Source organism: Salmonella sp. 741265055_HSA (assembly GCF_046569525.1).
Lineage (GTDB): Bacteria > Pseudomonadota > Gammaproteobacteria > Enterobacterales > Enterobacteriaceae > Salmonella > Salmonella enterica.
In genome coordinates, this window is the sequence record NZ_JBKFSQ010000008.1 from 75,504 (window position 1) to 99,539 (window position 24,036).

17 protein-coding genes and 2 pseudogenes are annotated in these 24,036 nt (G+C 53.1%); 11 read left to right on the forward strand and 8 right to left on the reverse strand.

Annotation, left to right across the window (positions count from 1 at the left end; genetic code table 11):
- The first annotated feature begins 100 nt into the window (after positions 1-100).
- The 3 genes from hmsP to ACLD4K_RS06740 all read left to right on the forward strand — a co-directional run bounded on the left by hmsP (position 101) and on the right by ACLD4K_RS06740 (position 5,258).
- Positions 101-2,107: a biofilm formation regulator HmsP gene (gene hmsP, locus ACLD4K_RS06730; protein WP_411011582.1), complete on the forward strand. Its 2,007-nt coding sequence runs from the start codon at positions 101-103 to the stop codon at positions 2,105-2,107.
- A gap of 157 nt (positions 2,108-2,264) precedes the next feature.
- A complete protein-coding gene (gene dctA, locus ACLD4K_RS06735; RefSeq protein ID WP_000858228.1) occupies positions 2,265-3,551 on the forward strand; it encodes a C4-dicarboxylate transporter DctC in 1,287 nt (428 codons plus the stop codon).
- Between the two features lie 219 nt (positions 3,552-3,770).
- Positions 3,771-5,258: a M16 family metallopeptidase gene (locus ACLD4K_RS06740; RefSeq protein WP_411011583.1), complete on the forward strand. Its 1,488-nt coding sequence runs from the start codon at positions 3,771-3,773 to the stop codon at positions 5,256-5,258.
- 53 nt (positions 5,259-5,311) lie between these two features.
- On the opposite strand, the gene ACLD4K_RS06745 is transcribed toward ACLD4K_RS06740, so the two are convergent.
- The gene (locus ACLD4K_RS06745) at positions 5,312-6,241 is read right to left on the reverse strand and encodes a sugar kinase (RefSeq protein WP_183059698.1); all 930 of its coding nucleotides are present in this window, start codon (positions 6,239-6,241) and stop codon (positions 5,312-5,314) included.
- A gap of 228 nt (positions 6,242-6,469) precedes the next feature.
- Between ACLD4K_RS06745 and pdeH the strand changes: the two genes are divergently transcribed.
- On the forward strand, positions 6,470-7,237 hold the full coding sequence (gene pdeH / locus ACLD4K_RS06750; RefSeq protein ID WP_000595624.1) for a cyclic-guanylate-specific phosphodiesterase: 768 nt from the start codon (positions 6,470-6,472) through the stop codon (positions 7,235-7,237).
- A gap of 109 nt (positions 7,238-7,346) precedes the next feature.
- Positions 7,347-9,407, forward strand: coding sequence for an AsmA family protein (locus tag ACLD4K_RS06755; protein ID WP_411011584.1), 2,061 nt, complete (start codon positions 7,347-7,349; stop codon positions 9,405-9,407).
- Between the two features lie 39 nt (positions 9,408-9,446).
- Here ACLD4K_RS06755 and ACLD4K_RS06760 read toward each other — a convergent pair whose 3' ends face one another.
- The 3 genes from ACLD4K_RS06760 to ACLD4K_RS06770 all read right to left on the reverse strand — a co-directional run bounded on the left by ACLD4K_RS06760 (position 9,447) and on the right by ACLD4K_RS06770 (position 13,120).
- Positions 9,447-10,769, reverse strand: coding sequence for an MFS transporter (locus ACLD4K_RS06760; protein WP_127175146.1), 1,323 nt, complete (start codon positions 10,767-10,769; stop codon positions 9,447-9,449).
- A gap of 350 nt (positions 10,770-11,119) precedes the next feature.
- Positions 11,120-12,148, reverse strand: coding sequence for an inner membrane protein YhjD (yhjD, locus tag ACLD4K_RS06765; protein WP_411011585.1), 1,029 nt, complete (start codon positions 12,146-12,148; stop codon positions 11,120-11,122).
- 72 nt (positions 12,149-12,220) lie between these two features.
- On the reverse strand, positions 12,221-13,120 hold the full coding sequence (locus ACLD4K_RS06770; RefSeq protein ID WP_164726677.1) for a LysR family transcriptional regulator: 900 nt from the start codon (positions 13,118-13,120) through the stop codon (positions 12,221-12,223).
- Positions 13,121-13,749: 629 nt separating this feature from the next.
- On the opposite strand from ACLD4K_RS06770, the gene ACLD4K_RS06775 reads away from it, so the two are divergent.
- Entirely contained in the window at positions 13,750-14,352 is a 603-nt protein-coding gene (locus ACLD4K_RS06775; protein ID WP_127175148.1) for a helix-turn-helix transcriptional regulator, read from the forward strand.
- A 5-nt stretch (positions 14,353-14,357) separates the two neighbouring features.
- Here the strand turns inward: ACLD4K_RS06775 and ACLD4K_RS06780 are convergent, their stop codons facing one another.
- A complete protein-coding gene (locus tag ACLD4K_RS06780) occupies positions 14,358-14,714 on the reverse strand; it encodes a glycoside hydrolase family protein (RefSeq protein WP_127175149.1) in 357 nt (118 codons plus the stop codon).
- Positions 14,715-14,994: 280 nt separating this feature from the next.
- Between ACLD4K_RS06780 and ACLD4K_RS06785 the strand changes: the two genes are divergently transcribed.
- Positions 14,995-16,584 carry an STY4199 family HEPN domain-containing protein gene (locus ACLD4K_RS06785; protein ID WP_411011586.1) on the forward strand — a complete coding sequence of 530 codons (1,590 nt, stop codon included), beginning with the start codon at positions 14,995-14,997 and terminating at the stop codon, positions 16,582-16,584.
- A 12-nt stretch (positions 16,585-16,596) separates the two neighbouring features.
- Here ACLD4K_RS06785 and ACLD4K_RS06790 read toward each other — a convergent pair whose 3' ends face one another.
- Positions 16,597-18,246, reverse strand: a complete 1,650-nt coding sequence (locus tag ACLD4K_RS06790) for an alpha,alpha-trehalase (protein ID WP_023892901.1) — start codon at positions 18,244-18,246, stop codon at positions 16,597-16,599.
- A gap of 326 nt (positions 18,247-18,572) precedes the next feature.
- Between ACLD4K_RS06790 and ACLD4K_RS06795 the strand changes: the two genes are divergently transcribed.
- From ACLD4K_RS06795 to ACLD4K_RS06805, 3 genes and pseudogenes are all read left to right on the forward strand, one after another.
- Entirely contained in the window at positions 18,573-19,292 is a 720-nt protein-coding gene (locus ACLD4K_RS06795; protein WP_000572566.1) for a GntR family transcriptional regulator, read from the forward strand.
- 175 nt (positions 19,293-19,467) lie between these two features.
- Positions 19,468-19,965 (forward strand): annotated as a pseudogene (gene fraB / locus ACLD4K_RS06800) (6-phosphofructose-aspartate deglycase); the annotation flags it as partial.
- Positions 19,964-20,056 (forward strand): annotated as a pseudogene (locus ACLD4K_RS06805) (L-asparaginase); the annotation flags it as partial. The pseudogenes fraB and ACLD4K_RS06805, both read left to right, overlap by 2 nt.
- A 46-nt stretch (positions 20,057-20,102) precedes the next feature.
- Here ACLD4K_RS06805 and gorA read toward each other — a convergent pair.
- Both gorA and ACLD4K_RS06815 read right to left on the reverse strand, forming a co-directional pair.
- The gene (gorA, locus tag ACLD4K_RS06810) at positions 20,103-21,455 is read right to left on the reverse strand and encodes a glutathione-disulfide reductase (protein ID WP_000160773.1); all 1,353 of its coding nucleotides are present in this window, start codon (positions 21,453-21,455) and stop codon (positions 20,103-20,105) included.
- A gap of 104 nt (positions 21,456-21,559) precedes the next feature.
- On the reverse strand, positions 21,560-22,402 hold the full coding sequence (locus tag ACLD4K_RS06815) for a 23S rRNA (adenine(2030)-N(6))-methyltransferase RlmJ (RefSeq protein ID WP_000954233.1): 843 nt from the start codon (positions 22,400-22,402) through the stop codon (positions 21,560-21,562).
- Between the two features lie 210 nt (positions 22,403-22,612).
- Here ACLD4K_RS06815 and ACLD4K_RS06820 point away from each other — a divergent pair, with 210 nt between their 5' ends.
- A complete protein-coding gene (locus ACLD4K_RS06820; protein WP_411011587.1) occupies positions 22,613-23,884 on the forward strand; it encodes an acid phosphatase in 1,272 nt (423 codons plus the stop codon).
- The last annotated feature ends 152 nt before the right edge of the window (positions 23,885-24,036 follow it).

Sequence of the window (24,036 nt, forward strand, 5' to 3'; positions counted from 1 at the left end):
ACCGTTATTCAGAAAAGTCCTTTTCAGATACAGCCTCTCTTAATGCCGCTGCAATCGGGTATACTCAGGCGGCAGTCCGGGATATCCAGGGAGAGTCAATTTGCGCGTCAGCCGCTCGTTAACAATTAAACAGATGGCAATGGTTGCGGCCGTTGTCATGGTGTTTGTTTTTGTCTTTTGCACCGTTTTGTTGTTCCATCTGGTACAGCAGAACCGCTACAACACGGCTACGCAACTGGAAAGCATCGCGCGATCTGTTCGGGAACCTCTTTCTTCCGCGATTTTAAAAGCGGATCTCCCCGGCGCGGAAACCATTCTGGAAAGTATTAAACCTGCGGGCGTGGTGAGTCGCGCCGATGTGGTATTGCCGAATCAGTTCCAGGCGTTGCGTAAGCGCTTCATTCCTGAACGCCCCGTCCCGGTTATGGTGACGCGTCTCTTCGAACTGCCGGTACAAATTTCTTTGCCGGTTTATTCGCTGGAGCGTCCCGCCAATCCGCAACCACTGGCCTACCTTGTATTGCAGGCGGATTCGTACCGTATGTACAAGTTCGTCATGAGCGCGCTCTCTACGTTAGTGACCATTTACTTACTTTTGTCGCTGATCCTGACGGTGGCCATCGCCTGGTGCGTAAACCGCCTGATTGTGCATCCGCTGCGCAAAATTGCCCGCGAGCTGAACGACATTCCGCAGCAGGAGCTGATCGGACATCAGCTGGCGTTGCCGCGTCTGCATCAGGATGATGAAATTGGGATGCTGGTGCGCAGCTATAACCTCAACCAGCAGCTTATGCAGCGTCAACGCGAGGAGCAAACGGACAACGCGATGCGTTTTCCGGTTTCCGAGCTGCCCAATAAAGCCTTTTTAATGGCGCTACTGGAACAGGTTATCGCCCGCCAACAGACCACCGCGCTTATCATCGTGACGTGCGAAACGTTGCGTGATACGGCAGGCGTGCTGCAAGAGACGCAGCGGGAGATTCTATTACTGACGTTGGTTGAGAAGCTGAAGTCGGTGCTGGCGCCGCGCATGGTGCTTACGCAGGTCAGCGGCTATGACTTTGCCATTATCGCCCACGGCGTTAAAGAGCCGTGGCACGCCATTACATTAGGTCAGCAAATACTCACTATCATTAATGAACGACTGCCCATCCAGGGTATTCAACTGCGCCCAAGCTGCAGTATTGGCATTGCGATGTATTATGGCGATCTGACCGCCGAAGCGCTCTATGGTCGCGCCGTCTCCGCCGCGTTTACCGCGCGCCGAAAAGGTAAAAATCAGATCCAGTTCTTTGACCCGGCGCAGATGGAGGCCGCTCAACAGCGCCTTACCGAAGAGAGCGATATCCTTACCGCGCTGGATAATCATCAGTTTGCCATTTGGCTGCAGCCGCAGGTCGAGATGCGCAGCGGCAACGTATTAAGCGCCGAAGCCTTGTTACGTATGCAGCAGCCGGACGGTAGCTGGGAATTGCCGGAGGGGCTGATTGAGCGCATTGAATCCTGCGGCCTGATGGTCACAGTAGGTCATTGGGTGCTGGAAGAGTCCTGCCGCCAGCTTGCCGCCTGGCAGGAGCGCGGCGTGACATTGCCGCTCTCCGTCAATCTTTCCGCGTTACAGCTCATGCACCCTGGCATGGTGTCGGAGCTGCTGGAATTGTTAAACCGCTATCGTATTCAACCAGGTACGCTGATTCTTGAGGTCACTGAAAGCCGCCGTATCGACGATCCGCACGCTGCCGTCGCTATCTTACGTCCGTTACGTAATGCTGGCGTGCGTATCGCACTGGATGATTTTGGCATGGGTTACGCGGGGCTGCGCCAGTTACAGCATATGAAGTCGCTACCGGTCGATATCCTTAAAATTGATAAAATGTTTGTCGATGGGTTACCGGATGATCACAGTATGGTGATGGCGATTATCCTGATGGCCCGCAGTCTTAATTTACAATTGATTGCCGAGGGCGTGGAGAACGAGGCGCAACGCGCGTGGCTGAAACAGGCGGGAGTCAACGTCGCGCAAGGCTTCCTGTTTGCTCGGCCCGTTCCCGCGGATATCTTTGAAGAACGGTATCTGTCGCACGAAAATCCTGATTACAAAAGTTAAAAAAGGTCGCGCTTGTGCGAGCCAGCTCAAACTTTTTAACATTTTTGTTTCAATTATGATCCTGACGCATTTCTGTCATGTTGTGTGGGTGTTATTTTAAGGCCGCAGGTTACTCATAACCTTACAAGACCTGTGGTTTTTACTTTAAGGACACCCTATGAAAACCTCTCTGTTCAAAAGTCTTTATTTTCAGGTCCTGACAGCAATCGCCATTGGTATTCTCCTTGGCCATTACTATCCTGAACTGGGCGCACAAATGAAACCGCTTGGCGACGCGTTCGTTAAGCTCATTAAGATGATCATTGCTCCTGTCATTTTCTGTACTGTCGTGACGGGCATCGCAGGCATGGAAAGCATGAAGGCGGTGGGCCGTACCGGCGCGGTCGCGCTGCTTTACTTTGAAATTGTCAGTACGATTGCGCTGATTATCGGTCTTATCATCGTCAACGTCGTGCAGCCTGGCGCCGGGATGAACGTCGATCCGGCAACGCTGGATGCGCAGGCGGTGGCCGTTTATGCCGCACAAGCCAAGGAGCAGGGTATTATTGCCTTCCTGATGGATGTCATACCGGGCAGCGTGATCGGCGCGTTTGCCAGCGGCAACATTCTGCAGGTCTTACTGTTTGCGGTGTTGTTTGGTTTTGCGCTGCACCGTTTGGGCAGCAAAGGCCAGCTCATTTTCAATGTGATTGAGAGTTTTTCGCAGGTCATTTTCGGCATCATCAATATGATCATGCGCCTGGCGCCGATTGGCGCATTCGGCGCGATGGCCTTCACCATCGGTAAATACGGCGTCGGTTCTCTGGTGCAACTGGGGCAGCTCATTATCTGCTTCTATATCACCTGTATTCTCTTCGTGGTGGTGGTGCTGGGGACGATTGCACGGGTAACGGGCTTTAGCATTTTTAAATTTATTCGCTATATCCGGGAAGAATTACTCATTGTGCTCGGCACCTCCTCTTCCGAGTCAGCGTTGCCGCGTATGCTCGATAAGATGGAAAAACTGGGGTGCCGTAAATCGGTGGTGGGGCTGGTGATCCCGACGGGGTATTCGTTCAACCTCGATGGCACCTCTATCTACCTGACGATGGCGGCGGTGTTTATCGCCCAGGCGACCAACAGCCATATGGATATCTTCCACCAGATAACGCTGCTGGTCGTGCTGCTGCTCTCGTCAAAAGGCGCTGCGGGCGTGACCGGAAGCGGCTTTATCGTGCTGGCGGCCACTATCTCCGCCGTGGGCCATTTACCGGTTGCGGGACTGGCGTTAATCCTCGGTATCGACCGCTTTATGTCCGAAGCGCGCGCGCTGACTAACCTGGTGGGTAACGGCGTGGCGACGGTGGTGGTTGCCAAATGGGTGAAAGAGTTAGATCACCAAAAGCTGGACGATGTGCTTAATAATCGTGCGCCGGATGGCAAAACGCACGAAATTTCCTCCTAATCTCGCCACTTATGCCCGTAGTCCCTTCCAGGACTGCGGGTGTTTGCGCATAATTGACCCCTGCGCCCAAAGCATACAGCATGATGCTTAGGGATTATTTCACTTCTTCCGTGACATTTTTAGGTTCTCGCGGTCTAACACGAAGTGTTTTTACGTCATATTCAGGCATCCCTGCCGGGGCTGTCTTTTTATTACCAGGATTGTTGATCAGGGGTTCACATGCAGGGCACAAAAATTCGACTCTTAGCGGGCAGTCTGTTGATGTTGGCCTCTGCCGGCTATGTGCAGGCAGATGCGCTCCAGCCCGATCCGGCATGGCAACAGGGGACGCTGGCTAATGGGTTACAGTGGCAAGTGTTGGCTACGCCTCAGCGCCCCAGCGATCGTATTGAAGTTCGTCTACAGGTTAATACCGGTTCGCTCACCGAAAGTACGCAACAGAGCGGGTTCAGCCATGCGATTCCCCGTATCGCGCTGACGCAAAGCGGTGGTCTGGATGCCGCACAGGCACGTTCTTTATGGCAGCAAGGGTTTGATCCGAAACGTCCCATGCCGCCCGTTATTGTTTCTTATGATTCCACGCTCTATAACCTCAGTTTACCCAATAACCGTAACGATCTGCTGAAAGAAGCGCTGACCTATCTGGCTAACGTCTCCGGTAAATTAACCATTACGCCAGAGACGGTGAATCATGCGTTAAGCAGCGAAGATATGGTTGCGACGTGGCCAGCAGATACTAAAGAGGGCTGGTGGCGTTATCGGCTGAAAGGATCGGCGTTATTGGGGCACGATCCCGCGGAACCGTTAAAGCAGCCGGTAGACGCAGCCAAAATTCAGGCTTTCTATGAAAAATGGTACACCCCGGATGCCATGACGCTGATTGTTGTCGGCAACATTGATGCGCGCTCCGTCGCCGAGCAGATCAATAAAACGTTCGGTACGCTGAAAGGTAAACGCGAAGCGCCCGCCCCGGTGCCGACGCTTTCGCCGCTGCGGGCGGAATCAGTGAGCATTATGACCGATGCGGTGCGCCAGGATCGTCTCTCCATTATGTGGGATACGCCGTGGCAACCGATTCGCGAGTCGGCAGCGCTGTTGCGCTACTGGCAGGCGGATCTGGCGCGCGAAGCGCTGTTCTGGCATATCCAGCAAGAGCTTACTAAAAATAACGCGAAAGATATTGGTCTGGGGTTTGACTGCCGGGTTCTGTTTCTGCGCGCGCAGTGCGCCATCAACATTGAATCACCTAATGATAAGCTCAACACCAATTTGAGCCTGGTGGCGAATGAACTGGCGAAAGTACGCGATAAAGGTCTGTCGGAAGAGGAGTTTACTGCGCTGGTGGCGCAGAAAAATCTCGAATTGCAAAAGCTGTTCGCGACCTACGCGCGTACCGATACTGACATTTTGACTGGACAGCGTATGCGCTCGCTGCAGAATCAGGTGGTGGATATCGCGCCGGAGCAGTATCAGAAGCTGCGTCAGAATTTCCTCAACAGCCTGACCGTCGATATGCTCAATCAGAATCTACGTCAGCAGCTATCGCAGGAGATGGCATTAATTTTGCTGCAACCGCAAGGCGAGCCGGAATTTAATATGAAGGCGTTAAAGGCGACGTGGGATGACATCATGGTCCCGGCAACTGCCGCCGCTGTTGAAGCAGATGAGGCGCATCCGGAAGTGACGGAGACACCGGCGGCACAGTAAGCTGCCGCCTGTCGGCCCGGTAAGCGCAGCGCCACCGGGCAAGAGCGAATGACTTACTGCGGCATCGCGTCGTGCGGAATAATGGCCCCACGGTACTGAATCACCGTGCTGGCCGTCAGGTGTCCGCGCTTCGCGGCATCCGGCGCGCTGCCGCCCGTCAAACGAACGGCCAGATAACCGGCGCTGAAGGAGTCGCCTGCGGCAGTGGTGTCTATCACTTTCTCTTTCGGCAGTTTTACTGCCGGAACGTCAATGAGCGCCTCGCCCTGAATCGAGACCAGGCAAGAGTCCGCCCCGCGTTTTACCACCACTTCCTGTACGCCTGCCGCATGGGTGCGGGCAATGACCTCTTCCACCGGTTGCTGACCCCATAGCGCGTCTTCATCGTCCAGTGTCAGGAAGGCGATATCAGTACATTCCAGCATCTTTTGATAGACCTGCTGCGTTTCTTCGCGACTTGTCCATAAACGTGGGCGATAGTTATTATCAAAAATGACTTTCCCGCCGTTGGCCCGGCATTCACGCAATAAAGACAGCAGCTTATCACGGCTGGTTGGGCTTAAAATCGCGAGGCTAATGCCGCTCAGGTAGAGATAATCGAAGGTCGCCAGCGTCTCGCAGATAGCCGCTGACTGCTCGCTCTCCAGCCAGAATTTCGCTGCCGCTTCGTTACGCCAGTAGTAGAAGGTACGCTCGCCAGTGTCATCGGTTTCGATGTAATAGAGGCCTGGCAGGCGATTTTCCATCCGCTGCGTTAGCGAGGTATCCACATTTTCATGCTGCCACGCCTCCAGCATCTGTTGGCTGAAACTGTCGGTACCCAGCGCCGTCACATAGTGAACGGCCAGAGCGGCAGAATCGACCTGACGGGCAATATAAACGGAGGTATTCAGCGTGTCGCCGCCGAAGCCGCGCTGAACATCAGCGCCTTTCTGCGACAGCTCAATCATGCATTCGCCAATCACGGCAATCTTTTTAGACATAGTCGTGAACCTGATCTGTAAAAATTAGCGTTAGTGTGCGCTGTGGATGTTTAGTGGTCAATAATATTAAAACATCGGTCCATTATTTTTTTGAGCAAGTGCGTATTTTTGACAAGTTTCGTGGCCTGTTTTTATTTTGCCAGGGACCGAGGGTAAAGTTCTCTGCCTGAACGCCGATAACCTTTGACAAGTCCGGACAGTCACACTCCCATTAACAGGACAACTGAGATGATAAAGCAGGTTATCCAGCAGCTACGCGTTCCTGATGCAGGTATAGAGAATTTGCAGGAACGGCGCTATTGGCTGCAATGCGAGCGTGCCTATACTTACCAGCCGATATACCAGACGGATGGCCGTCTGATGGCGGTTGAACTTCTCACTGTCGTCACCCATCCTGATAACCCTTCCAGACGTATTGCCCCGGATCGTTATTTCGCGGAGTTAGCGGTTCGACACCGCATTGACGTAGTGAAAGAACAACTTCATCAGCTTGAACAAAAAGCGGATTTTTTCACTCGCCATCACTTATTGGCATCGGTCAATGTCGATGGCCCTACGCTGATTGCCATGCGACGACAGCCGGACATTCTGGCCGCGATGGAGCGCTTACCCTGGCTGCGTTTCGAACTGGTGGAACATATTCGTTTGCCGAAAGACTCCTCTTTCGCCTCGATGTGTGAGTTCGGCCCGCTGTGGCTGGATGATTTTGGTACCGGCATGGCCAATTTTTCAGCGCTGAGCGAAGTGCGTTATGACTACATTAAAGTGGCGCGCGAGCTGTTCGTCATGCTGCGTCAGTCCGCGGAGGGGCGCAACCTGTTCACTCTGCTGCTGCAACTGATGAACCGCTACTGCCGCGGCGTTATTGTCGAGGGCGTGGAGACGCTGGAAGAGTGGCGTGATGTGCAGCGTTCGCCCGCCTTTGCCGCCCAGGGCTATTTTCTTTCTCGACCCGTGCCGCTGATATCGCTCGAAGAGGTGATTCTGACCCTGTAACGCCAGACTGTTCCCGTAATACGTGGTATTACGAGGCGCGGTCATCCTCCTTTTTCGTCTGGCTGAACTATCTTTAGGACAGGCAAGGGAAGAAGTGAGGAAATAACACATGACTAAAGCAGGCAAAATAACCGCCGCCATCACAGGGACTTTCTTGTTGTTGATCGTCATAGTGATTTTGTTGATCGCAACATTTGACTGGAACCGCCTCAAACCGACCATCAACCAGAAAGTCTCTACCGAATTGAACCGGCCTTTCGCTATTCGCGGCGATTTAGGCGTGGTGTGGGAACGCCAAAAACAGGAGACCGGCTGGCGAAGCTGGGTACCGTGGCCGCATGTTCACGCGGAAGACGTCATTCTCGGCAATCCGCCGGATATTCCGGAAGTCACGATGGTGCATCTGCCACGCGTTGAGGCGACGCTTGCCCCGCTGGCGCTCCTGACCAAAACCGTCTGGCTGCCGTGGATCAAACTGGTGAAACCCGACGCGCGTCTTATTCGTCTGTCCGAGAAAACCAATAACTGGACCTTTAACCTCGCGCAAGACAAGAATACGGACCCCAATGCTAAACCTTCCGCCTGGTCCTTCCGGCTGGATAATATTCTCTTCGACCAGGGGCGAATCGCGATCGATGATAAGGTCAGCAAAGCGGATATCACTATTCTGATCGATCCGTTAGGCAAACCGTTGCCGTTCAGCGAAGTGACGGGAACGAAAGGCAAAGCAGACAAATCCAGCGTGGGCGACTATGTCTTCGGCCTGAAGGCGCAGGGGCGTTATAACGGGGAACCGTTGACCGGTACGGGCAAAATAGGCGGTATGCTGGCGCTACGCAGCGAAAGTACGCCTTTTCCTGTGCAGGCCGATTTCCGCTCTGGCAATACGCGGGTGGCTTTTAGCGGCGTGGTGAACGAGCCGATGAAAATGGGCGGCGTCGATCTGCGGCTTAAATTCTCTGGCGATTCACTGGGTGATTTATATGATTTAACCGGCGTGCTGCTGCCGGATACGCCGCCGTTTGAGACCGATGGGCGATTGGTGGCGAAAATTGACGCCGAAAAGTCATCGGTATTTGATTATCGCGGTTTTAATGGGCGCATTGGCGACAGTGATATCCACGGCTCCCTCACTTATACCACCGGTAAACCGCGCCCTAAACTGGAAGGCGATGTCGAATCGCGCCAGTTACGACTGGCCGATCTTGGGCCGCTGATTGGCGTGGATTCCGGGAAAGACGCTGAGCAGTCGAAACGGTCTGAACAGCGCAAAGGCGAGAAGAATGTTCAGCCGGCGGATAAAGTGTTGCCTTACGATCGCTTTGAAACCGACAAATGGGACGTTATGGACGCCGATGTCCGGTTTAAAGGCCGACGTATTGAGCATGGCGGCAGTCTACCGATTAGCGATCTTTCGACCCATATCATCCTGAAAAACGCCGACTTACGTCTACAGCCGCTGAAGTTTGGTCTGGCAGGCGGCAGTATTGTCTCCAACATCCATCTGGAAGGGGATAAAAAACCAATGCAGGGGCGGGCGGATATACAGGCGCGTCGGCTGAAGCTTAAAGAACTGATGCCGGATGTGGAACTGATGCAGAAAACGCTGGGCGAGCTGAACGGCGATGCGGATATTCGCGGGACGGGCAACTCGGTCGCCGCGCTGCTTGGCAACAGTAACGGCAATCTCAAATTATTGATGAATGATGGATTGATTAGCCGCAACCTGATGGAAATCGTGGGGCTGAACGTCGGCAACTATATTGTCGGGCAGATTTTTGGCGATGACGAAGTGCGGGTTAACTGCGCGGCGGCGAATCTCAATATTGCGAACGGCGTGGCGCGACCGCAAATTTTTGCTTTTGATACAGAAAATGCGCTGATTAACGTGACCGGTACGGCGAGCTTCGCCTCTGAACAGCTCGATTTAACCATTGATCCGGAAAGTAAAGGGATTCGTATTATTACGCTGCGATCGCCGCTGTACGTGCGTGGGACATTTAAAAATCCGCAGGCGGGCGTCAAGCCCGGCCCGCTGATTGCGCGCGGCGCGGTTGCGGCAGCGCTGGCGACCTTGGTAACGCCCGCCGCCGCGCTATTGGCGCTCATTTCGCCCTCTGAAGGCGAAGCCAATCAGTGCCGGACGATTTTATCGCAGATGAAACAGTAACGTGAAACGTAGCGCCGGATGACGCCATCCGGCGCCCTATTACAACGCCTGATGACGCGTCTCATGGGTTAACAGCAGTGCAATCAGCGTCAGCGCCGCCATTGACGCCAGGTAAACCCCTACCGCCGCCAGCCCGTAGTGGCTTTGCAGCCATGCGGCAATATACGGCGCGACGGAAGCGCCCAGAATCGATGACACATTGTAGGAAAACGATGCGCCGGTATAGCGCACTTCCGTCGGAAATAGCTCCGGCAGCAGCGCTCCCATTGGGCCGAAGGTCAGCCCCATCAGGCTCAGGCCTAACAACAGGAACACGAATACCCGCGCTGGATTGCCTGAACCCAGCAGCGGGGTAAAGGCGAACAACGCGAAGAGAATGATGAGCGTGGTAATGATGACCATGCTTTTCCGACGGCCAAATGCGTCCGCCAGCAGGCCGGCGACGGGCACCATCACGCCGAAACCAATCACCGCCATCATCAGCATCCACAGTATTTCATTGCGCGGCAAGCCAAGCCCCACCGGCGCGGCGGCAGTGCTGTAAGTCATGGAATAGACGGTCATGATATAGAACAGCGTGTAGGTCGCCAGCATGATAAACGTGCCGAGAATGGTTACGCGGACATGCTTCGTCAGCAACGTGCCCAGCGGTATTTTTACCTGCTTTTTCGCTGCGGCGACTTTCGCAAACACCGGCGTTTCATGCAGCGACACGCGCACATACAGGCCGATAATCACCAGCACCGCCGAGAAGATAAACGGCACGCGCCAGCCCCAGCTCATAAACTGCTCGTCGGTCAGCAGCCAGGAGAGCAACAGGAAGGTGCCATTGGCAAAAAAGAAGCCGATCGGCGCGCCCAACTGCGGGAAGGAGCCATACAGCGCGCGTTTGCGCGGCGGCGCATTCTCCGTCGCTAATAACGCCGCGCCGCCCCATTCGCCGCCCAGCCCCAGTCCCTGACCGAAACGCGCCAGCGCCAGCAGCAGCGGCGCGAAAATACCTATCGTCGCGTAGCCCGGTAACAGACCGATAATGACCGTGGAGATCCCCATCGTCAGCAGCGAAGCCACCAGCGTGACTTTGCGGCCTACCCGGTCGCCGAAGTGGCCGAATAGCGCAGAGCCAATCGGACGCGCCACAAAGGCGATAGCGAAGGTGGCGAGCGATTGTAGCGTTGCCGCAGTGGGATCGCCCTGGGGGAAGAAGATAAGGGGGAACACGATCACCGCTGCGGTGGCGTAAATATAGAAGTCGAAGAACTCAATTGCGGTGCCGATAAGCGAGGCAATAACGACTTTATTGCGTGAGTTTACCGGAACATGTTCCTGCTCATGGTCGAGTGTTGTGGCGGTTGCTTGCATACTATTTTCTTATTTTTAGCGAACGAATAGCCATATTACGCACAGCAAAAGTTATATTTCAATGTGTAACAAAAGCCAAAGATGGTCAAAAAAAGCGCAAAAAGGGGATAATGTTTAAGCCAGCCATTTTGCGTCTATGAAATGCTTCACATAATTTTAGAATTGGTGGATAAAACTGGTTTCAGGTTAAATAAAAGTTAATTACTGGATTTATATGCTGAAACAATGAGATGAGGCGGAAGGACGTGCCTGATCGTACCGCTGAGTGCGCTTTGCTTGCCCGGCCTGGGACCACACGCCAGTAGGCCGAATGACGACGCCGTGCGTGCCATCCGGCAGCAAGCCGCAGACTAGCGTTGCGTTTTACCCGGCATTCGCGGGTCGTCCTTGTATTCGGCGGTGGCTATCCAGGCCGCGCAGAATAACGTCAGGCGAGCAAAAAAGTAGAAGAATGCCATCAGACCGAGTACGGAGCCAAACGCCGCGCCGGAAGGCGATTTCACCAGTGACGGCAGCGTATAGGTCATAATGATTTTAATCACCTCAAAACCGATAGCGGCGATAAATGTCCCGCGAATCAACGCTTTTTTACGGGGACGATGGCGAGGCAGTCGCCAGAAAATCCAGAAGAAAAGCAGATAGTTGGCAAAAATAGAGATGGCCAGACCGATCAAATGCCAGGCCGGTTTTAACCATTCAATGCTGTCGAGATACAAGGCGGAGATGATCATCTGCTGGGCGGAACCGGCGATGGAAGTAATGGACAGCGTAATGATTAAAGCGATTAATAATCCAATCAGCGAGATAAAATCGCGCAGATATTTGAGCCAGATTTTCTCCTGATCCTGCGGCTTGCGCTCCCAGACGTCCCGTGACTGGGCGCGAATCGCTTCCCGCAGGTTGCCCATCCAGTTAACGCCGGAATAGAGCGCGATACCCAGTCCGACCAGCCCTACCGTGGTACGCTGTTGAACCGCCGTATTAATCGTGTTTTTAAGCGTGGATGCCAGCGTAGGATCGCTCACATTCATCAATATCTTGCTGAAAATATCTTCCAGTAGATTAGGGTGCGAGGCGAGGATAAAACCTACCGCGGCAAAGGACACCATCATTATCGGGATCATCGACAGAAACGAAAAGTAGGTGATAGCCGCGCCAAACTGATTACCCAGTCGATCGTTAAAACGTTCGGTCGCGCGAATGAGGTGGGCCACCATCGGTTGACGCTGAATTTTTTGCATCAGGGTGGTGACGGAATGCAACGCCTGATTTGCCTTTTCGTTTTTTTCCAGGGCGTCATGCGGCTGCGTTTCTATTTTTTGTATCGGGTCGTGCTCCAGTTCCTGAATAGGGCGTTTTACATCATTTTCCTGCGTCATCAGGTCGGTAGTCCTTCATCATTAATAGAATATGTCAGTATAGCTTCTCCCCGGTGGATGCTGAAAATGCGACTACTCTGCGGCCTCTTTAATGGTTTCCGTCAGCCATACCATAAACAGGTGTACCCGGCGGGAAAGATTACGGCGATGAGGATAATGCAGCGTCACCGACAGTGGAGCAGCGCGATATTGCGGTAAAATTTCAATGAGCGTTCCGGCGCGTAACGCCTCCCGTACAGCAATGCGCGGCGTCTGAATGATCCCTAATCCTGCCAGACAGGCCGTATGCCAGGTCTCCGTGCTGTTTACCGTTAGCATTCCGCCGGTTTTTACCCACTGCATACCGTGGGGAGTTTCAAAGGCAAAACCCGGTGAAGAGACTCCCGGGGTCAATGAATAATGCACCACCGCATGTGAGGCGAGATCGTCAAGGTTTTCTGGATACCCAAAGCGCGCCAGGTATTGTGGGCTGGCGCAGTTCACCCTTCTCAGTTTGCCAAGCGGGCGCGTCAGTATCCCTGGCGCATGTAGCGGCTCTGTGCGCACCACGCAGTCGAAATCTTCCCGTAGTAAATCGACCTGTCGATCGCTACTACAAAGTTCCAGCGCAATGCCGGGATACTGATGCAAAAAAGTGGGCAGGCGCGGCATGATAAGGCTGTTTGCGAGGCCTGGCGGTATATCTACCCGTATTTTGCCGCTGATACTGGCGGGGTCAGGCTGGAAAAGACCTTCCAGTTCATCCAGGTTACTCAACAGATCTTTTGCCCGTTCGTAGTAAACCATTCCGTCCTGAGTAAGCTGTACCCGCCGGGTGGTGCGGTGGAGCAGGCGGATGCCCAGTTGATGTTCTAACGCTTGTATTTGCCGTGAGACGCTGCCTTTGGGAAGGCCGATATCCTCTGCTGCGCGGGAAAAACTTTCCCGTTCCGCCACGCGTACAAACAATTTCATTGCATATATTTTATCCATCATCAGGCTCTATTATGGTTTTTATTGAAACAGTGACGCTGAAGCGGCTGGTTTTATTGATTTTCTAGCACCTAATAAGCCCTTTCGCAATCATTGCTCGCGTGACGAATACGTCTGATCACGTTGCGCGGCGGATTTATCGCCTTCCGGCCAGGCATTTTAGCGCCAAAAAGCCGATAAACGGGACGAGAGCGGTAAAACACGCTGATAACAGCGGGTGTAGTGGGAGAGAGAAATGCATGTGCATCACGGTATTATCATTGACCCATCGTCGCGTTTTTCAGGCGGATTAGCTATTTTTTAACAAAATGTGCTACTTTATTTTTTGTAACACATCAGGTGAAAAGCAGATATTTCCTTTGTGACGCGGCAGGCGTACTCTTCATTAAATTAATATTCAAATTAACCCTGTTCGTTTGCGCTAATAAGATATTCCTTACTTTAAAACGCTAATGTTAGCGAATTCTGTAATCCCGATGTTGAAGCTGTAAATATTCATAACCTTTCTCTTCCTCAACCAATGACTATCGGTAAAATGGCCTATACCAAATAGCGACTTCTTATTTTACCCTACGGGTAATACCCTTCCTCATCTTGAGACTATTATCTTACCCAGGTGGAGAAAAGTAATGCAGGTAATCATGTTTGACAGGCAGTCAATATTTATTCATGGAATGAAAATCAGTTTGCAGCAGCACATTCCAGGAATAAGTATCCAGAGTGTCGGTCAGGCAGAAGAACTCTGGCAAAAAATAGAAAGCGCGCCGGATGCGCTGGTCATGCTGGATGGCGGCCTGGATGCTGAATTTTGCCGCGAGGTGTTACAAAGAACCGCGCAGCAATTTCCGGAGGTGAAGATTATTATCACGGCGATGGATGGCAGTCAAAAGTGGCTGCATGAAGTGATGCAATTTAACGTTCAGGCCGTGGTGCCACGCGATTCTGATGCCGAAACCTTTGTCCTTGCGCTCAATACTGTCGCTCGTGGGATGATGTTTTTACCGGGGGATTGGTTAAATTCAACGGAGCTGGGGTCCCGTGATATAAAAGCGTTAAGCGCCCGCCAGCGGGAAATTTTACAGATGCTTGCCGCAGGAGAATCAAATAAACAAATTGGGCGAGCGTTAAATATTAGTACCGGGACGGTTAAAGCGCATCTGGAGTCGCTTTACCGGCGGCTGGATGTAAAAAATCGTACCCAGGCCGCCATGATGTTAAATGAATCGAATTAACGACGTTACATTCGCAGCCCGCTTATTTCTGGCTGTGAAATATCACCCGTATTGATTAATGATAAAAAACGCTGATGTCCGATGCTGAACATCAGCGCAATAAGCGTTTCGCGTTGAAACCGATCATTAAGTTCCGGCAAACAATTCTGTAGCAGTATATCGCAGCTATTGAGGTCATCCAGCAAGAATGCCTCCGCCTGGTCGGGCGTAATGAACGTCAGCGCCTCATCCGGCGTCAACATATGCCCGTAACCAATCACCCAGTTACCCTGCCGATCGCGATACTTTTCCAGCGACAGACCCTGCCACTGTTTAATAAACGCGATGCAGGCGGAGCTAAAGCGAGATGAAATGTGCGGCATGGCGTCTTTCTCATAAAAAGCGCGATTATAAAGTGTGCTGCACGCGTGGCTAGCGGTCAGACGGCCAAACGCAGGCAGGGAAAAGGTCTATGCCGTTCAGCGTCACGTCGCGTTGACAGAATGAAAAACTGATGTTTTTGGTTAGTAACCGATCTTCTTATAAATTTGCAATCATTAAGATTAAGTCACTGAAATGTGGCTTAATTTGTTATATCTATGAAAAAACATAATTAAAAGAAAACGAAGATCTCGTCGCGGGATCGTCTTTTTAGGGAAGATAATGACGAATAGCGCTTCGCAGGCGACACGTGCGCCTTTTGAACATAGCCTGGGGATTATCCGCCAGGCATCAATAGAAATCCTGCTGCTGCTGGGTATTCATACCACAGAGGGAAAAGAGCCCCGGTGGTTCATGGAACAACTTGAGCAGGCGCGTCTTAACCTGGGCGGTTGGGGCGCGGTGGCGAAAAAATTGCGGATAAATGACGCGCAGTTGAGCCAGTTTATGCTGCAACTGCGTCACCTTCAGCAGCATGTTCCCCAGTATGACAGCGGGCAAGAGGTGAGCGAAAATCAACTCCTTGCCGCGTTGCGTTTTGTCTCCTCGCTGGAACATCTACGTCAGCAGCAGCCGCTACTGATGTATCAAACTGAGCTGCAAGACCCCGACCAGGAGGCGCATCTTGAGGCGCAGCGTCAGCTTCGGGCGATAGAACTGACGTTAAAAGCGCTTATTGCGCGCGCATGGCCGGATCGGGCGTCGCTGAATCACTACCTCAAGCAACATTTCGGCCCGGACCGTTTGCGCCAGTGGTTAAAACAGGGAGAAGATCAACATGCGCTGGAGGGCATGTTGTTCAGCGAACTGGCGCTTATGGTGGTCGATAAAAAATTGTTTGCCCGTCATTACGTCAGAATTTTTAATGACGCCTCAGCGTTAACGCTGTTCGCCGAGTCGCGCACCACTCTGCGTATGTTTCTGGATGATTGCCGCCTCGCGCGAAACGAGGTTATCGCCAGGCAGCCGCTCACCTCAGCGCGGCTTATGCTGCTAAACGTTCAGTATCAGCAAATCGTTCGGCCCATCCAGCGCGCCTATGACGAAAAACGTACCCGTGTGAATCCCGCTTCGTTTCTGCTGGCGGATGAACGTGAATTGCGCCAGTTCTGGGAAACCGCGCGGCTTAAAGATCGGCAGGCCGGGGGAGATAAGCATGAGATTAGCGAGAGCATAGAACCACCGCGTAAGCGGCCTCCGCGTACGCCTGAAGAGCGTGAGCAACTTATTTCCGGCGCTTTGTGGGGCGGGGTCGGCGTCATGACGCTGGCAATACTGGCGGGCGCGTTCTGGCTATTTAGTTCGCTGTCGCCAGGCTCCGATAACGGGCAAGCGCCCGCAATGGTGCAGGATGAACCGCCGCGCGAGGCACCTTCCGCGCGGGAAACGCTCAATCATATGGGGATTACCTGGGATGCGTTTACCATGCGGGCGGCGATAGATCGCAATGATACGCGGGTGACGGCGCTGTTCCTCCAGGGCGGAATGAACTGGCAGCTCGCGTGGACGGAACAGGCGTTTGCGGCAGGACATACCGAGGTGCTGCAACTGTTGTTGCGTTATCCCGCGCTGATGGATGAGGTCAAACCCTGCCGACGATTTATCACAACGTTAAGTCATGACATGTCGAGCGGCGCGCCGCTGACCGCGATGCATAAAACCTATTTGCAAACGTTTTGCACCGTTCCGGCTGTTGTGACGCGCCAGCAGCACGATACGGAGCAGGCCCGGCTGCGCGCTCAGGCCCGGCCCAGCGCAGACAACAAAAAATGGCTGAAAATTCAGTCAGCCATTTATGATGCGATTCACTGAGGCCGGAGCAGGTTAAGGCTCTCCGTAAAGGCCAATCAGGCGGCGCACCACGCCATTGGTCCAGCCGAACCCATCCTGTAGCGGATACTCGCCCCCGCCGCCTTCGCGGGACGTACCGCCGGAAATATGGTATTTCTCGATCAGTTTATGGTGCTCCTGATAAAAATGGTTCACCGTTTTTAACCAGTTATGGGCGATTTCATCGCCCAGCATATCGTCGCCATACAGTTTGAAGCCCTGGATCGCCATCCATTGCAGCGGTGCCCAGCCGTTCGGTTTATCCCACTGTTCGCCGGTTTCGTATTCGGTCGCCATAATCCCGCCGGGCGTTAACAGACGGCTGCGTACCACATTTGCCAGACGGTCGGCCTGCTCGTGGTTCGCCATACCGACATACAGCGGCACGATACTGGCAGCGGAAAAGAGCGCCATTTCTTCGCGTCGCCAGTCATAGTCCCGATAACAGCCGTTTTCATCATCCCACAAATAATGGTTTACGGCGGCGCGTCGGTCGCTGGCTTTCTGGCGAAATAGCGCCTCGGTGTCACGTTCGCCTTTCAGTGCTGAAATATTGGCGATAGCGCTCTCCAGTTTATACAGAAAAGCGTTCAAATCGATAGGGATAAACTGGGTCGTACGTATGCTGGCAAGCCGGCCCGCATCGCGTAGCCAGCGTGAAGAATAGTCCCAGCCGGACGCCGCCCCGGCGCGCAAATCCCGGTAGACTTCATTGGGCGGACGACCGGAATGTTTTGCAGTTTCGACATCTTCCAGCCAGGACTCGTCGCGCGGCGTGTCGCGATCGTCCCAGTAGCGGTTCAGCAGGGAACCGTCCGGCATCCGCACAACGTGGCGATAAGCCTGGTTGAGCGCCAGCGATTCGGCGCCGTCCATCCAGAAGGCGTATTCCATTTTGAGATGGTCGAGATAACGCCGCGCGCCGCGCACGCCATCTTCTTCAAACAGTTCAACCATCAGGGCGAAAACCGGCGGCTGGGAGCGACTCAGGTAATAGGTCCGGTTGCCGTTGGGAATATGGCCATAGTTTTCAATCATCCAGGCGAAATTATCCGCCATACATTTAAGTAAGTCTTCGCGCCCGCTTTCCGCCAGACCCAGCATGGTAAAATAAGAGTCCCAATAATAGGTTTCGCTAAAACGGCCTCCCGGCACGATATAGGATTGCGGCAGCGCCAGCAGCGAAGACCACGGAATATGATCCTGCGGTTCGCGCGTCAGTATCGGCCAAAGCTGGTCAATATGTTCTTTGAGCGAGTTTTCGGGGTTAGAGACATACTCGCTGGATAAGGTTTCCGGTAGCCAGAAATGGTTCTCGACGAAGCGGCGTAAGTCAAAATCACGGTGGCGTCTGACCTTACGGTAGCGGATCAGGATATCAAGCGGGTCCATCTTCGGCGCGCAGTCCGGGAACGTTTTACTGTCTGGAAACAGTTTTGTTGACTGTACATGCTCGAACAGTTCGAGATACCGATCGGCAGGGGTCAGGGCGTCAGAGGCGGGAAGCCCCTCGATCATCTCCGGCTCCGGTTCCGCCTCGATCATTTCATCCAGCTTTAACTCGCACGGGTCTGTTTCATAAAGCAGATCGACATCAATAGTCAGATCTTCAGAAGGCGTGGGGTTTAATTTCTGGTTGAGCATAATGACAAGGACCTCCGGCTTGCGTCGTAAAAGATACGGGTGTTGCCCGGCTGTCTATTAAGCGTAGACATTCGCTTCGATACCTGAGTGGCAAAGTGTGCGGTGGATCACATTTTGCAATTTACCTCTCAAGAAAAAACAATTCATAACTTACTGAATAATATTGCGAAAATCCTATTTTCATGACGCCCGCCCCAGACCTAAAATCAGAACATTCGTTTCATAGTGGTATCACTACGTCACCGCATGGCGTGGATTCACAAGCAAAGGTAACGTAAATAGTTATAATACAAGCTATGGCACCATGATAATACAAATGGATACAAATGATCGAGCAACCCGACAGTAAAAGCGCCAAACCGCTTTATAAGCAGCTTGAAGCCGCCTTAAAAGAGGCCATTGCGCGTGGAGAGTATAAACCAGGCCAGCAGATCCCGACGGAAAATGAACTGAGCGCGCGCTGGCAGGTGAGCAGGGTCACGGTCCGTAAGGCGTTGGATGCGCTGACGCGTGAAAATTTGCTGACCCGTGTCTCCGGCAAAGGCACCTTTGTCTCTGGTGAGAAATTTCAGCGTAGCATGACCGGCATCATGAGTTTCAGCGAGTTATGCCAGTCCCAGGGACGTCGCCCGGGGTCACGCACCATCAAATCCGTTTTTGAATCGGTTGATGATGAGACAAAAGCGTTACTGAATATGAACGATGGCGAAAAAGCGGTCGTCATTGAACGTATCCGCTATGCCGACGATGTGGCGGTATCGCTGGAAACCGTACATCTTCCCCCACGTTTTGCGTTTTTGCTGGACGAAGATCTTAATAATCACTCTTTGTATGAATGCTTACGCGAGAAATACCATTTATGGTTTACCCACTCCCGTAAGATGATCGAACTGGTTTATGCCAGCTTTGAAGTCGCCCATTATCTTGGCGTCAACGAGGGTTATCCGCTGATCCTGATAAAAAGTGAAATGATTGATAACAAAGGAGAACTCTCCTGCGTTTCGCAACAGTTGATTGTCGGCGATAAAATACGGTTTACCGTATGATGTCAGCATTACGCTAACGAAGAGCAGGCTGAATCGGGATCCAGATCGCGGATCCCGATTTTTTTTGGTTTCCATCTTGATAAAATGTCTTTAAATGTCATATAAAAATAATAATACATTATGAGTCATTTATGGCGAATCCTCGCCTGTATCATTGATGGGACCAGAGGAAAGCATGATGGGTATGAAAGAGACAGTTAGCAATATTGTGACCAGCCAGGCAGAGAAAGGGGGCGTTAAACACGTCTATTACGTGGCGTGCGGCGGTTCTTATGCGGCGTTCTATCCGGCGAAAGCATTTTTAGAAAAAGAAGCGAAAGCGTTGACTGTCGGTCTGTATAACAGCGGAGAATTTATTAACAACCCGCCAGTAGCGCTGGGAGAAAATGCCGTTGTGGTTGTCGCCTCCCACAAAGGTAATACGCCAGAGACAATTAAAGCGGCTGAAATCGCCCGTCAGCACGGCGCGCCGGTCATTGGTTTAACCTGGATAATGGATTCACCGTTGGTGGCGCATTGCGACTATGTGGAAACGTACACGTTTGGCGACGGTAAAGATATTGCCGGAGAGAAAACAATGAAAGGCCTGCTGAGTGCGGTCGAACTGCTCCAGCAGACGGAAGGGTATGCGCACTACGACGATTTTCAGGATGGCGTCAGCAAAATCAACCGTCAACCCCGCGAAGGCGCGAGTCTTGCTGATGACGGCATTAACTCAGACGCGTAATCCGGAACTGATCCAGAGTTATTTCAGTACGTATTAATCATGAAGGCCTGTGCGCCCACCCTCGAAGATGGGCGCACAAGATATTAACGCATGGTCACAAACTCTTCCGACGCGGTCGGGTGGATGGCGACGGTATTATCGAAGTCTTTCTTGGTAGCGCCCATCTTCAGCGCTACCGCGAAGCCCTGCAACATTTCATCCATGCCGAAGCCGATACCGTGGATACCCACAATTTTTTCTTCCGGCCCGACGCAGACCAGCTTCATACGGCACGGCTGGCGGTGCGTCGTCACCGCGGTATACATAGCGGTAAACGATGATTTATAGACTTTCACCTGCTCGTCGCCGTACTGCTCGCGCGCCTGCGGCTCGCTTAACCCGACGGTGCCGATAGGCGGATGGCTAAAGACCACGGTCGGGATGTTGCTGTAGTCCAGATGCTCGTCCGGCTTGTTGTTAAACAGGCGTTCGGAGAGACGGCGACCGGCGGCGACGGCGACTGGCGTTAGTTCTACCGCGCCAGTATTGTCGCCAACGGCGTAAATGCCTTCAACGTTGGTATTCTGGAATTTATCGACAATGATGTAACCTTTTTCATTGGTTTTCACGCCCGCTGCCGCCAGATTAATATTGTCGGTCGACGGTTCGCGACCAATGGCCCAGATCAGGCAATCAACGGTTTCACTGCGGCCATCTTCCAGTTCCAAAGTCAGACTGCCGTCGGCGTTTTTCACCACCGCTTTCGGCACGGCGTGAGTATGCAGTTGCGGGCCTTCGGCGTTCATCACCTCAACCAGCGTTTCGCTAATCATTGGGTCAAAACTGCGCAGCGGCGCATGTTTCCGGACAAACAGATGCGTTTTCGCCCCCAGCGCGTTGATAACGCCAGCCAGTTCAACGGCGATATAACCTGCGCCTACCACTGCGACGCGCTCCGGCAAGGCAGACAACGCAAAGAAACCGTCGGAATCAATGCCGTATTCCACTCCTGGAATCTCAGGATGGCTCGGACGACCGCCGGTAGCGATCAAAATATGGTCGGCGGTGATGGTTTCGCCGTTCACCTCAATGGTTTTGGCATCGACAAAGCGGGCAAAGCCTTTAATCACATCCACGTTATTTTTGCCCAGCACGTTGTCGTATGAAGTATGGATGCGGTCAATATACGCGGTACGGCTGGCAATCAGCTTGCTCCAGTCAAACTGATTAATCGTGGTGTCAAAACCGTAGTCCGGGCCATACAGATGAATCGCTTCACGAATCTGCGCGGCATGCCACATCACTTTCTTCGGCACGCAGCCCACGTTAACACAGGTGCCGCCCAGCTCTTTGGCTTCGATGAGCGCGCATTTCTGGCCGTACATAGCGGCGCGGTTAATCGAGGCGATACCGCCGCTGCCGCCGCCGATAGCGATGTAATCATAGTGTTTGGTCATGACCGCTCCTTTATGTTCGTTGTCGGACGGATAGATTCTGCGCTATCCGCCAAAATATTCGCGATTGTATACCTGAAGGTGAAAGGTTCCACCGATGGCTGTGATTACTCCGGCACGATCCAGCTTACCGAAGTGTGTCCGTGACCGTTTGGCGCCAACCTGCTGTGCAGCCACGGTAGCACGTTGTTCATCTGCTGCTCCAGTTTCCACGGCGGGTTAACCACGATCATACCGGAGGCCGTCATCCCGCGCTGATCGCTGTCCGGACGGATCGCCAGCTCAATTTGCAGGATTTTACGGATGCCGGTGGCCTCCAGATCATGAATCATGCGCTTAATTTGCTGGCGGAGCACCACCGGATACCATAGCGCGTATGTACCGGTGGCGAAACGTTTATAACCCTCGCTGATGCCGCTGACTACCGCCTGGTAATCGGTTTTCATTTCATAAGGTGGGTCAATGAGGATCAGACCGCGGCGGGAAACTGGCGGCAATTTGGCTTTCAGTTGCTGATAGCCGTCAGCGCGTTCCACGCGGGCGCGGTTGTCTTTTTGAAACTCCGCGCGCAACAGTGGGAAGTCGCTGGGATGCAATTCCGTGAGTTGCAGACTGTCCTGCTCACGCAGCAACTGGCGGGCGATTAACGGGGAGCCCGGATAGTAGCGTAACTGCCCGCTGCGGTTGAAATGTTTTACGACGCTAATATACGGTTCCAGTTCGGCGGGCAGGTCGTCCTGCTGCCAGATACGGGCGATGCCTTCCAGATACTCTCCGGTACGTTCAGCATGTTCGCTGCCCAACTGATAACGCCCCGCGCCCGCGTGCGTGTCCAGATAGAGAAACGGTTTTTCTTTCTCTTTTAGCGACTCGATGATCAGGCTCTGAACGGTATGTTTAAGGACGTCGGCGTGGTTGCCTGCGTGAAAGCTGTGACGATAACTGAGCATGGATGCAGATATTCCGGGAAGTAAACAAGTTAGCCGATAGTTTACCGCAGATCCGTGCAGATTACCCCAGTACCGCCATGTTGTTTCGCGCGTTGTGAAAGTATTGCAAGACGTGTTCGTATCATCAAACCGTCAACTGCGCAGGCCAGCATCGCCTGTGGGCAAGGTAGTGGTTTTGACCTGGCGTTATTTTTAATGAAAGGAACCATAATGAAACTACACATTACTGTACTGGCGTCATCTCTGGCGCTGGCGATGCCGGCACTGGCGAAAGATATTCCCCTGCCCCAGGCGGAGTCGATAGCGAAAAGCGTGACGCCCGACTCGGCGAGCGTCGCCTCTAATGACCTTGAGGCTCAATGGCTGACACAGTTGCGTAAGGCATTACAAGGCGATACCGCCGCGTTGACTCGCGACGCCCTGGCTCAGATGCGACAGAATTCCATCCAGGCGGATAATGCCTGGTTACAGGCTAGCGGTTATGATTTTCATACTACTGAGAATCAACAGATGGGAATTACCCTACTTTCCGCCTTCAATACATTGCCGGAAGCAGTATTGAAAGACAATCTGGCGACGGTGACGGCGATTAATCACGATGCCGATGTTAATACCCGTCACCAGGCGCTGGCGGATGCGGAAAGCGTGGAGTATCTCTATTTCCTGAGCGACGCAATGGGGCCGCGGCTGGGGCGGGCATTTCTCGCCGCTTATGATAAAGGTGAGTTGGGCAAAGCGGCGGCGTTGATTAAAGCCTCGGAAGTCAGCACCGGCGCGGCGAAAAAATATTTTCATTACCCGCGTCCTTACCAGGTGCCGGGTAATACTATCCATTTGACGCCGGATGATGTGGTGGTAAAAGATGGTCATCCTTATACCGCAGGTGGCGGTGCTTTCCCCAGCGGACACACGAATACCGGTTATACGGATGCGCTGTTGATGGCGGAAATGATCCCGGAACGCTTTGATGCGCTGGTGATTCGTGGCGCGCGTTATGGCTATTCTCGCCTGGTCCTTGGCGTACACTATCCGCTGGATGTAATGGGCGCGCGGATGGTCGCGCAGCGTAATGTCGCGCATTATCTTAACGATCCGTATTACCGTACGTTATTCAACGAAGCTCGCGCTCAACTGCGCGAGGCGCTGGTGAAAGAGTGCGGTACGACGATTGTCGAATGCGCGGCATCGGCCGGAAAAGACGATCCGTACCGCGATCCGGCCATGCATACCTTCTACCGCTTCACCATGACTTATAACCTGCCGCAACAGAAAGGCGAGCATCAGCCGTTGAAAATACCAAAAGGCGCCGATGTTCTGCTACAGACAGCGCTGCCAAACCTGTCGCCAGCGCAGCGTCAGGCGTTAATGGAAGAGACGGCGTTACCGACAGGATATCCGTTGTCGGGCGAGACCGAGGATCAACAGTTCTGGCAGCGTCTGGATCTGTCCGCTGCTTACGAGATGGCGAGAAAAACGCGCTAACGTTGTCACCCGGCTTATAAAACGTAAGCCGGGATGATGTTAAAGGGGCGGCTTATTGCAGCGATACCCACGTCTGTACGCTGTCCATCATTGAAATTCCCCTTACTATCCCCCATTCTAGATCTCATCGCGAGAGCGCCAAAAGCGCGCTC

Coding starts and splice junctions, on each gene's coding strand:
- dctA (WP_000858228.1), top strand. CDS start 2,265: ATGAAAACCTCTCTGTTCAAAAGTCTTTATTTTCAGGTCCTGACAGCA.
- ACLD4K_RS06740 (WP_411011583.1), top strand. CDS start 3,771: ATGCAGGGCACAAAAATTCGACTCTTAGCGGGCAGTCTGTTGATGTTG.
- ACLD4K_RS06745 (WP_183059698.1), bottom strand. CDS start 6,241: ATGTCTAAAAAGATTGCCGTGATTGGCGAATGCATGATTGAGCTGTCG.
- pdeH (WP_000595624.1), top strand. CDS start 6,470: ATGATAAAGCAGGTTATCCAGCAGCTACGCGTTCCTGATGCAGGTATA.
- ACLD4K_RS06755 (WP_411011584.1), top strand. CDS start 7,347: ATGACTAAAGCAGGCAAAATAACCGCCGCCATCACAGGGACTTTCTTG.
- ACLD4K_RS06760 (WP_127175146.1), bottom strand. CDS start 10,769: ATGCAAGCAACCGCCACAACACTCGACCATGAGCAGGAACATGTTCCG.
- yhjD (WP_411011585.1), bottom strand. CDS start 12,148: ATGACGCAGGAAAATGATGTAAAACGCCCTATTCAGGAACTGGAGCAC.
- ACLD4K_RS06770 (WP_164726677.1), bottom strand. CDS start 13,120: ATGGATAAAATATATGCAATGAAATTGTTTGTACGCGTGGCGGAACGG.
- ACLD4K_RS06775 (WP_127175148.1), top strand. CDS start 13,750: ATGCAGGTAATCATGTTTGACAGGCAGTCAATATTTATTCATGGAATG.
- ACLD4K_RS06780 (WP_127175149.1), bottom strand. CDS start 14,714: ATGCCGCACATTTCATCTCGCTTTAGCTCCGCCTGCATCGCGTTTATT.
- ACLD4K_RS06785 (WP_411011586.1), top strand. CDS start 14,995: ATGACGAATAGCGCTTCGCAGGCGACACGTGCGCCTTTTGAACATAGC.
- ACLD4K_RS06790 (WP_023892901.1), bottom strand. CDS start 18,246: ATGCTCAACCAGAAATTAAACCCCACGCCTTCTGAAGATCTGACTATT.
- ACLD4K_RS06795 (WP_000572566.1), top strand. CDS start 18,573: ATGATCGAGCAACCCGACAGTAAAAGCGCCAAACCGCTTTATAAGCAG.
- gorA (WP_000160773.1), bottom strand. CDS start 21,455: ATGACCAAACACTATGATTACATCGCTATCGGCGGCGGCAGCGGCGGT.
- ACLD4K_RS06815 (WP_000954233.1), bottom strand. CDS start 22,402: ATGCTCAGTTATCGTCACAGCTTTCACGCAGGCAACCACGCCGACGTC.
- ACLD4K_RS06820 (WP_411011587.1), top strand. CDS start 22,613: ATGAAACTACACATTACTGTACTGGCGTCATCTCTGGCGCTGGCGATG.